The sequence below is a fragment of the Paenibacillus sp. GCM10027629 genome (assembly GCF_042676425.1).
Classification (GTDB): Bacteria; Bacillota; Bacilli; order Paenibacillales; family Paenibacillaceae; genus Paenibacillus_K; species Paenibacillus_K terrigena.
This window is the reverse complement of the sequence record NZ_JBHTGZ010000003.1, coordinates 1,154,345-1,163,839: the sequence shown is the minus strand read 5'-3', so window position 1 is coordinate 1,163,839 and position 9,495 is coordinate 1,154,345. Positions and strand designations below refer to the sequence as shown.

Genomic DNA, 9,495 nt, shown 5'->3' with positions numbered 1-9,495 from the left:
GAACCATTCCTGATAGGGATATAACGTGCAAAGACATCTCATCCACTCCCATGTACACTTAATTTGTGCAATTCAAAATTCAACAAATCGAGTACTTGTTCCAGGAAATCGTGAAGGGGCTGCAGCTGGCCAAGCAGCAAGGGATTGAAGCGTGCACTCTGGGGATCGATACGTGGACCGTAGATTATGTGCTGCTGGATGATGCCGGGTCTCGCATGCACGAGGTCTATGCTTACCGCGATCACCGCACGGAGGATGTACCGGATCGGCTGCATCAACGGATAAGCCGAGAAATAGTCTATGCGAAGACGGGTATTCAGGAACAGCGGTTTAAATACGCTATATCAGCTGTTTGCTCATGGTCCGAATGAATTGTCCCGTGCAAGCAGTATTCTGCTCGTAGCCGATTATTTATATTACCGGTTATCGGGCCGGCGGATGAATGAGCGCACAAATGCTTCCACGACGCAACTGTTGAACGTGAAGACGGGCGATTTTGACGAAGATTTGCTGGGCCTGCTGCAACTGCGCAAGGATCAGTTCGCCAGTTGCAGGAACCGGGTGAATTCTTGGGTTCTATTCTGCCTGATCTTGTCCACGCGCATCGCTTGCCGGACTGTCAACTGGTCGTCGTGCCCACACATGATACGGCTTCTGCCGTCGTTGGGGTCCCAATCCAGATTAACCGCCCATGGGCATATCTAAGCAGCGGAACTTGGAGTATTCGAGAAATGGATGAATATCCCTTTAATAAGATTCAACTATCCTGCCCGTTAGCTTAATAAAAAGAGCAGGCTACGAGAACCTGCTCACCAATACATGTCATTCAACTATCGTGTCCCGTTAGTTTAATCCCGAGGGACGGCGAATGCCCGGCACGAAGCGTGAACACAGTGTTATAGGATGTCGGCATCTTCTTGGAATACTAACGTATTCTTCTAATTACTCTTTCAACAATTAAAAATAACAATGACCCTACAATTCCAATTTCATAAAACATGATCATCTCTTTTTCAAAAAGTCTACTATAGCGTTCTCTTCTAGATATTGCATAGAAAATAATTGTTGATACTACTCCACTGAAAACATATAAGAAGGCCAATAATAGTGTTCTCTTGAACTTACTTATCATTTTTATCCTTGAGAAATACATATCAATTAAGATTGATACTGGAACTCCGATCACTGAATAGATAATCACAAAAATTACTGAACAAAATAGACTAATGGACCAAAAATCCTCATATCCAAAAAAGATAAGAGCGCAGCCAATGGCCATAATAATACTTGAAATTAAAGATGTTAATAGTTTCACTATCACTCTTTTCTTCATTGATGAACCTCACTATATTTTTTATAAAATAATATGCCGATTTCCTATAACGTCTTATTCACGAACTTCGTAAACAATTCCATATGTAGGGTATTCGCGAAACTTTTGAACTATCCTGCCCGTTACTTCAATGAAGAAGGGAGCAGTTGCCACGGCGATCTGCTCCCTGTCTAATTCAACTATCGTGTCCCGTTAGCTTAATGATGAATGTGTCTTAAAGTATTGATATACCATCTTAATTCCATCCTCAATTTCTTCTTTTTCATAAGGATTTACCCCAAATGATTCATATACGTTCCTCCAAAATTTTACTGCTGGAATATTGGTTTGTGCCTGACCAATTGCATATCTACCAGGATACATTTCAAAGAACTTGTTACAAGCAGATTTCCCAATCCCTTTCCTTCTCTGATTCTTGATTATAAAGAAGGAATTCAACACATAATCTGCATATTCTTGATTTGAATATGGACCACTTTGTAATAGAATAAAGCCTACTGGTTCACCATTTAAGTTGATAAAAAATGGTGTGAGTCCCTCTTTCTCAAAAAACCAGTCAAGTACATCGAATTCGAAAAGACCATTGTTCGAATTCAAACTGATGTTATCAATGAATTCGGATAAGTCGTGTAAATGCAACGTCATTAGATTTTTTAATATTTCTTTCCTTTCGGGATTCACCTTATCTATGAGTAACTCCATTATTCTTCCCCCCACCTTAAATCAAACCTCTATTGCTCTAATAATCATCCAATAAAACCTAATAAATGGAAGATTGAATTTAATTTAAACCGTTCATTACTGCTCAATATTCATGCGGAGGTATCAGTCTGCCACCACGCAAAACTGCCCTTTAGTTCAATAAAATAAGCAGACCTCGGCAGTCTGCTCAACAATTTGTGTTATTCAACTATCGTGTCCCGTTAGCTTAATGACTACTCCCAGTACGGAATACCACTAAACAAAAATTGTTTATTTACGTATGACTTAAATTCGCGACTTGCCAATTTTCCAATATGACCCGGTAACCATTCCTTGGATTCAGGTAAGCCTATCCAAAAATTCATAGTTTCAAGTTGGGCTGCTACAAAGAAGCCTTCCAACAGTTCAATATAATTAATTGGTAAATCAAAATGTTTGGTGTAAGCTTCGAGCAAATTACTTCTGAAAGAGGGGTGAATATAAGAAAATGTCCAGCCCAAGTCGAATAAATAATAGCCAAAAACACAAGCTCCAAAATCAATTGCTCTAGCCTCTCGTTCATAGAACACAAAGTTACTTGGGATTAAATCTGCGTGAATAATTCCCCAATTGCCGGATGTCCTTTCAATGTCATTCATCATTGAAATAGCACGCTCTCCAGCTAACTTCACAATTTTTACCTCATCTTTATTAAGTTCGTCCTTGTCAGCGAGCTGGCTGAGCTTTTCTAATGATTGTAAAATTCGCGTATGATCAAATAGTGGACGGTGAAAATTTAAAGGGACAATCCAAGACGAGGAGTGCTTATGTAACTTCCCAATCATTTCACCAACGTATCCAGCTTCCTCACTGGACGGCACAATAGGTTTTTGCTCACCATCCACCCATTTTAACAACGTACAATTCAAGCCGTTAATCGAAGTAACATAATCACTATCGTTATTTTTTATAGGAGATGGGACTACCAGATCTGTTTCTCTAGTTAAGGCTTCCAACCAAACCATTTCGGAATGAATGACTTCTTTCTCAGTCCAAACGTCATCCATTGCATCGTTTCTTGATTGGTGGATACGCAAACTGTAACAGTTATTCATTTGATCCATTATCTTAAAGACGGTATTTGCATTAGTACCGATATGAACGATGGATTGATAATGAATTGAGGAGTAATTATTTATTGCTTCCATTGCAAATTCCTGTGTTATTTTCACGATTCCCTTCTCTCCCTTGTTCGACATAATAAATACATCGTACCATAGCAACTTATGCTATTTAAGGTGAAAAACCATTATATCTAATTTTACCCATCATCTTCATGCTAAACTGCCCGTTACTTCAATGAAAATGGCAGCTGATCGTTTGACCGGCTGCCTCTATTTCACGATTCAACTATCGTGTCCCGTTAGCGTAACGGGGCGGACACTGATTTGTTTTAGGGAAATCAATATATATAGATAACGTACTCTTATCGAACCGAACCACTGCACCAAAAGTTTCGGCAATAAAGCGAAGGTTTACATACATTAAATCGTCATCTTCAGAAAGTGCAGGACTTTGTAGAAGACTTACTTCTTTACCATATAACGTCGCAACTCTTTTTCCAGCGGTCAAAGTAATCGTAGTATCGTCGTTCTTGGCGGTAACTGTTTTCGTTTGGTTATCAAACTGAGCATTCAATTTTAAACTTGAGAAAAATGCTCTAAACGGAACTAATGTAGAACCGCTTGGAGGAATGTTACCTTTCAGCTCTTGTTTCTCGGCGTTGATATAGATGGTCGGTTGACACGGCCAACATTGGTTTGTGACCTTCGCTGTACCCTCCGCTAATACAATGTGTCCGCCAACTAACATGAAACAAACAATTAGAACGCTAAGGGAGAGCAATGAATGCCTTTTCATGAACAACAACTCCTAACTATTTACGAGTGGGATTCGATTTCCGTGATTCTTATGGATGAGAACCACTAACTGTTAGACAGTTCCTAGTAAATAAAAGTTGCGTTATCCTGCCCGTTAGCGTAACACGGCTGGCGGTTTATCGGATGTCAATGCTTTCTCTGAGAAACCTAAAATATCCGTTGTTCAAGGAAAGATCATGTATCTTCATCCGTTAAAATAATCTTATATTGTATTAATTCCGTCCTACTTCCCATGTAGTATTCGTCCCCAATTCGGCTAATTTCCTTAAATCCTAAATTCTCAAGCATCTTTCTTGAACGATAATTTGTTTTGTGCGTTTCACCATTCAAAATTGTTATGCCTAACTCCTTCGACGCATAATCCATCATACATATAGCCGCATTAGCCCCTATTGCCTTACCCCATAAATTACTCTCACCAATTGCAATACCTATTTCCGCAGATAAATCTTTAATACATGCTAAATCTACATATCCCACTAATTTTCCGTTATACTCAATACCCTTTCTAATGAAATCTTCTGATTTATTATTAACACAATTACTCCACCACTTATATATTTCCTCAGCGCTTCTATCTTTCTTCCACCCATTAGCAGAACAAAATACATCGTCCTTGCTCCAATTCAATACAATATCGTAATCATCCATATTTAATGTTCTTAATCTAACATCCATCTCTCTTCCTCCAAAGCTCGAAAATATTTCAGTAATCTTTTTGTTTTGCATTGATTTCCTATACGTCTTATCACGAACTTTTCAAATAATTCCATATGTAGGGTATTCGTGAAACTTTTGAACAATCCTTCCAGTTAGCGCAACGAGGCTGCCGATCTATGCCGACAGCCTCGCTTTAGTTATTTATTAAGCTACAGCCGTTAGCGTAACAACTTCACAAAAATAGGTTGGATTATGAACGCATCTTACTGTTCGCATATGCAGCCGCGCCGATCATACCAGCTTGTCCACCTAATATGGCTTGCTCTATCTTGCAAGCTTGGGAAGAAAGTTTTAATGCATGATTTCCAACGGTATCACGTACTGAATTTAGCAAGCGATCACCAGCTGCAGACATTCCACCACCAACAATAATTACTTCTGGATTTAAAAGGTTGATTACATTCGAGAGACCGAATCCAAGAATCTTTCCTGTTTCATGCATAACCTCAATTGCAAGTGAATCTCCCATATCGTATGCCTCTGAAATCATTTGGGCAGAAATTCCCGTCCGATCGTCTCCCACCCATTGTAATACGATGCTTGACCGACCTTCCTCAAGTTTATCTGTAAAGGTTTTAACCATTCCTATTGCAGATACGTATCTACCCAGACAACCTGAGCTTCCACAACGGCAAGGACGGCCTTCCCGGTACATATTCATATGCCCAATTTCGCCCGCGCTAGATGTTGTACCGTAGAATACCTTTCCATCATTTACAATACCTAATCCTAAGCCAGTGCCTAACGTGATCAATACCAAGTTTTTGTAACCTGTTCCTGCACCAAACAGCCATTCACCATACATATTCACCCGCACATCATTGTCGATAAAAACAGGAAAGTCGAAATCGCTTTTCATTTGATTCACAACATGAATGTTTTCCCATTCTGGAAAGTTTGGTGAAAATATTGATAGACCTTCTTCTGGATTAAGTAAACCAGGGATTCCCATACCCATGCACTTAATAGAAGTTTGATTGATTCCTTCGAGCGACATCATCTCTTGAACAATTTCTTTAATTCTGTTTAATACATGAGTAGGTCCTTTTGATGCTTCCGTGGGGTCACTTCTTTCTTGAATTTTTTGAAACTCCTTGTTGAAAATAGCTGACTTAATATTTGTTCCACCAAGGTCAATTCCAATAATAAATTTACTCATAACTAATCCCCGCTCTCATGTATTTTCAAATATCGTAAATTACTAGATTATTAAAATGAATGGACTTATGAGACTATTATCATGGAGATTTATCACATCGAGTTTTACTGCAATAATCTCCCGTTATTCAATGACAAAGCAGACCGCCGTGGCAGTCTGCTCCGTTTCATTATCGTGTCCCGTTAGTTGATTCGAATCATTGAATCACAGTTTTATATTATAATGTCATAATTTCTTTACGAAACGATAACCAGTAATTTCATATCCTAAATCTAAGTAAAACTGATGAGCTTCATCTTTTCTTCCAAAACCACTAATAAGATATGCGCCTATACATCCTAAATCTGTCGCGAGTTGTTCTGCAAAAGATATTAGACGCTTTCCAATACCTTGTCTCTTTGCTGATGATTTAACTACAAGGATGCAAATCTCACCATATCTGCTTACCTCACGTATGTTCTCTCGAATTCGAAATACAAGCGTCGCTTTAATATCCCCTTCTTCTTCGTATATAAAAATTGAATCTGTAGAACTTTTCTCTACCATCTGGAGCCTGTTCTTCATATCATCATGTGAAATAGGTATGCCGCTCAATTCCTTCATTAGTAAAGAAAGAACAGGAATATCATTTTCATTAGCTTTTCGAATGAAGTAGGCCATAAAATTCCCTCGCTTTAACGTTTCATTTAATGAAACTATATACTATACAATGGAATAAATCCATTATACTACGCCTTGTATATATTTTCCATTAATAACTAAGAGATATTTACTGTTTTTTTACTTCTCCCAATAGCTTAACGATGCCTCATCATCTGTGGCAGCCTCGTTGTGTAGTTTTTTAAGCTCTCGTGTCCCGTTAGCTTAAACTCCATATCTCTATAAAATTCCCGTCTGGGTCGTAGAATGAAAAGGATTTGCCTTGATAGTTAAAGAATTCTCCGACTTTTATGCCTTTATCGTTGAAATACTGATACGCAGATTCTGCGTCATCAACCATAAATCCGTAAGATGACTGAAGTGCTCCATTCGGATAGACAAAATGAGAATTAAGATTGTGTTCATTTTGTTGAAGTAAGATTTTTATTCCAAATTCATTTTGCAATTCAATATAATTCGGATCCCTCATAGTTACCTTGAAACCCAAATGTTCACCGTACCATTCTACAGACCGATCATAATTACTTACTGGGATGGTCAAGTATGTCGATCTAAGTGTTATTCCCACACTAGATACCCCTTCCTCATTTTTGCAATGTAAATGATTTGACCTGTATGACCAGGTAAATGTCTAAATTGATGCAGAATCATTTCAAGGACAGTAGCTTGGTTGTCAACTCCGCTATTCGTCAGAGGTGGCAAATTCAAATAAGGTTGTTCAAGTAACATTTCAGGTCTGGCTTTCACATTTTCCAAAACCTCAATTATACGATCAAAAGACTTAGTAATAAGCTCCAAAGCTTGCTCTTTCGATAGTTGGAGACCACGCTCGAATTCCTTATCTCTGTTTCTAGTATCTGGAACATTAAAGAATGCGACTTCTATTCTTTGATGAACAGTTCCCCAAATGTGTGCCACTAAATTGGCAATGCTGTTGCTCTCAGGTGTAGGTGCCCATACAATATCTTCGTCTGTTAATTGTTCAATAACTTGCAGTGTCCCTTTCTTTTCCGATTTATATTTCTTCAAGAGAAAGTCAATCAATAACGATGTGCTGTCCAATAAACTCACATCTCCTTGAATAGTTTGCATATAAAACTCCCCCCGCAAAAAATGGAAGACTCCAATTACCAATTCTCTATTGCTTATTTTTTTCCCTTTATATATCTAAATTAATCTGCCCGTTAGTTGAGAAAAGGCAACCTATCACAAGTAGCCGGCTGCCTTCAAATGTCTTTATTGAGCTATCGTGTCCCGTTAGTTTAATGATCCGTACTTCTACCAATAATACGGAATCACCGTAAATCTAAATACAAATTATTATTTGTCCGCCGACTGTCCCATATGGTTCTTGCCCAATATTCCATATCCTGTGCTATATGTGGTTAGGTTGTGTAGCGTTTGTCTGCTGAAATCACTCCCGAAAAACCTCGGTAGACCAAGGAGCAAACGCAACGCTACTTAGATACGGTGTTACACGAAGATACCTGAGATACTTTCACAATGTTTTTTTCATCTTTTCTATGGTTGTAACATCTACTACTTCCCATTTAAAGATTGACTTCTGCACCAATTTAAATGATAAATGTCCTATGTATATATTCTCAATTTGGTTATTTTCACTATATTGAAATATCTCAAAAGTTGCTATTAATTCTTCTTCATTTCCATTTTTATAAGTTTTTCTAATTTTTATTTCAGGTCTATTTAATTCATTATCATCAGAAAATTTAAACATTTCTTTTATTGAATTTACCTGTTCGTTACTCAATCCTCCCCATTTAAGATTACCTCTCTCAACATTTTCTATTAATATTTTTACGATATTTATTGTTCCATTCTTGGAGCTAATATAACCAATAATACTACCTACTATCACGAGCATAATAACTGTAAGAACAAATAATCTTTTCTTCATTATACCTCCGAAGAAATATCCAGATTTGTGTTACATTAAAGTCTACTAATGTTTCATCTAATGTCTTATTCGCGAAACTCTTGAACTATCCTGCCCGTTAGCGCAACGAGGCTGCCGATCTATGCCGACAGCCTCTCTTTAGTTATTTATTAAGCTATAGTGTCCCGTTAGCGTAATAGTCATCTGGCTATTCAGTCATTCTTCGTTTATTTTTCTATGGATCAGCCAATCTATCATTAAACCCGTAAACAACCAGGTACATATATGTATTCCATAGAGTACGAATTGCCACAAGAGTTCATTTTCAAATGAGTAATGTAAAGTAGTCAGCCAAGAATTTAACGATAATAAAACAGGACTAGTTAAAAAAAGAAGCATATTTTTATCATCGTTCCCAGATAAATTAAAGAGGCAAATGATCAAAGATAATATCAGTAACCAAAAACTGAATTTCTTGATGATTTTCATATTTAGACCTCCATTTTGATTGGTAACCAACGCTATAATTCCATATAAAGAATATTCGCGAAGCGATTAACCTATCCTGCCCTTTAATTAAGCAAAGGCAGCCGACACAAAAATCCGACTGCCTTCAAAAGTCTTTATTGAACTATCGTTCTCCGTTAGATTAACCCAATCATCTTCTTTGCCTCAATAAAATAGTTCAAAGAATAAGTTTACTTTCTGTTCCTGAAAGCAGTCTTTTTATATTTCCCGTATGCCTGAAAATAGTCATAAACGCCATTAGGCATGCAAATAAATAAAAATATAAGGTATTCCCAAAAACAGGAACAAATGAAATAGCCGCAAAAAGCATTGTAGCACATATTGTGCCTAAAGAAACATAACGGGTTAAAGCTACTATTAATACAAAAAAGCCAAGGCATAAAAGGGCCATAACCCAGTTAACCATAAACAGCACAGCCACTGCTGTAAGTGCTCCCTTGCCCCCTTTAAACCCAAAATATACCGGCCAGTTATGCCCTATAACTGCTCCTGCACCTGCCGCTAAAAGGCTTACGCAATCTTTAGCCTCTCCCGAATAAAAGTAAACGCCAAGGAACAAGCCTATATAACAGGCAAT

Annotated in this window: 11 protein-coding genes and 1 pseudogene; 1 reads left to right on the top strand and 11 read right to left on the bottom strand. The window is 37.8% G+C overall.

The annotated features are described in order from the left end of the window. Window positions 1–86: 86 nt before the first annotated feature. A pseudogene (locus ACFQZR_RS05920) lies at window positions 87–737 on the top strand (FGGY family carbohydrate kinase); the annotation flags it as partial. 188 nt (window positions 738–925) lie between these two features. Here ACFQZR_RS05920 and ACFQZR_RS05915 read toward each other — a convergent pair. From ACFQZR_RS05915 to ACFQZR_RS05865, 11 genes are all read right to left on the bottom strand, one after another. Beyond that, window positions 926–1,333 (bottom strand): hypothetical protein, encoded by a 408-nt coding sequence (locus ACFQZR_RS05915; RefSeq protein WP_018757704.1) that lies wholly within the window; start codon window positions 1,331–1,333, stop codon window positions 926–928. A gap of 192 nt (window positions 1,334–1,525) precedes the next feature. Further along, window positions 1,526–2,035 carry a GNAT family N-acetyltransferase gene (locus ACFQZR_RS05910; RefSeq protein WP_379343735.1) on the bottom strand — a complete coding sequence of 170 codons (510 nt, stop codon included), beginning with the start codon at window positions 2,033–2,035 and terminating at the stop codon, window positions 1,526–1,528. Between the two features lie 233 nt (window positions 2,036–2,268). Then, window positions 2,269–3,222 carry a phosphotransferase enzyme family protein gene (locus tag ACFQZR_RS05905; RefSeq protein ID WP_379343733.1) on the bottom strand — a complete coding sequence of 318 codons (954 nt, stop codon included), beginning with the start codon at window positions 3,220–3,222 and terminating at the stop codon, window positions 2,269–2,271. Window positions 3,223–3,424: 202 nt separating this feature from the next. Then, a complete protein-coding gene (locus ACFQZR_RS05900; protein WP_379343731.1) occupies window positions 3,425–3,934 on the bottom strand; it encodes a copper amine oxidase N-terminal domain-containing protein in 510 nt (169 codons plus the stop codon). A 194-nt stretch (window positions 3,935–4,128) separates the two neighbouring features. Further along, entirely contained in the window at window positions 4,129–4,683 is a 555-nt protein-coding gene (locus ACFQZR_RS05895) for a GNAT family N-acetyltransferase (protein WP_379343729.1), read from the bottom strand. 181 nt (window positions 4,684–4,864) lie between these two features. Continuing rightward, window positions 4,865–5,833: an ROK family protein gene (locus ACFQZR_RS05890; RefSeq protein ID WP_379343727.1), complete on the bottom strand. Its 969-nt coding sequence runs from the start codon at window positions 5,831–5,833 to the stop codon at window positions 4,865–4,867. A gap of 225 nt (window positions 5,834–6,058) precedes the next feature. Further along, a complete protein-coding gene (locus ACFQZR_RS05885) occupies window positions 6,059–6,493 on the bottom strand; it encodes a GNAT family N-acetyltransferase (RefSeq protein WP_379343725.1) in 435 nt (144 codons plus the stop codon). A gap of 199 nt (window positions 6,494–6,692) precedes the next feature. Continuing rightward, a complete protein-coding gene (locus ACFQZR_RS05880) occupies window positions 6,693–7,061 on the bottom strand; it encodes a VOC family protein (protein WP_379343723.1) in 369 nt (122 codons plus the stop codon). Beyond that, window positions 7,052–7,585: a DinB family protein gene (locus tag ACFQZR_RS05875; RefSeq protein WP_379343721.1), complete on the bottom strand. Its 534-nt coding sequence runs from the start codon at window positions 7,583–7,585 to the stop codon at window positions 7,052–7,054. Before ACFQZR_RS05875 ends, ACFQZR_RS05880 begins: the two co-directional genes overlap by 10 nt. Before the next feature lie 406 nt (window positions 7,586–7,991). Beyond that, on the bottom strand, window positions 7,992–8,411 hold the full coding sequence (locus tag ACFQZR_RS05870) for a hypothetical protein (protein ID WP_379343719.1): 420 nt from the start codon (window positions 8,409–8,411) through the stop codon (window positions 7,992–7,994). 664 nt (window positions 8,412–9,075) lie between these two features. Further along, window positions 9,076–9,495: glycerol-3-phosphate acyltransferase (locus tag ACFQZR_RS05865; RefSeq protein ID WP_379343717.1), on the bottom strand; the 420-nt coding region annotated here is incomplete at its 5' end.

Excerpts from the sequence above, each read along its gene's own strand:
- ACFQZR_RS05915 (WP_018757704.1), bottom strand. The coding sequence starts at position 1,333 with ATGAAGAAAAGAGTGATAGTGAAACTATTAACATCTTTAATTTCAAGT.
- ACFQZR_RS05910 (WP_379343735.1), bottom strand. The coding sequence starts at position 2,035 with ATGGAGTTACTCATAGATAAGGTGAATCCCGAAAGGAAAGAAATATTA.
- ACFQZR_RS05905 (WP_379343733.1), bottom strand. The coding sequence starts at position 3,222 with ATGGAAGCAATAAATAATTACTCCTCAATTCATTATCAATCCATCGTT.
- ACFQZR_RS05900 (WP_379343731.1), bottom strand. The coding sequence starts at position 3,934 with ATGAAAAGGCATTCATTGCTCTCCCTTAGCGTTCTAATTGTTTGTTTC.
- ACFQZR_RS05895 (WP_379343729.1), bottom strand. The coding sequence starts at position 4,683 with ATGCAAAACAAAAAGATTACTGAAATATTTTCGAGCTTTGGAGGAAGA.
- ACFQZR_RS05890 (WP_379343727.1), bottom strand. The coding sequence starts at position 5,833 with ATGAGTAAATTTATTATTGGAATTGACCTTGGTGGAACAAATATTAAG.
- ACFQZR_RS05885 (WP_379343725.1), bottom strand. The coding sequence starts at position 6,493 with ATGGCCTACTTCATTCGAAAAGCTAATGAAAATGATATTCCTGTTCTT.
- ACFQZR_RS05875 (WP_379343721.1), bottom strand. The coding sequence starts at position 7,585 with ATGCAAACTATTCAAGGAGATGTGAGTTTATTGGACAGCACATCGTTA.
- ACFQZR_RS05870 (WP_379343719.1), bottom strand. The coding sequence starts at position 8,411 with ATGAAGAAAAGATTATTTGTTCTTACAGTTATTATGCTCGTGATAGTA.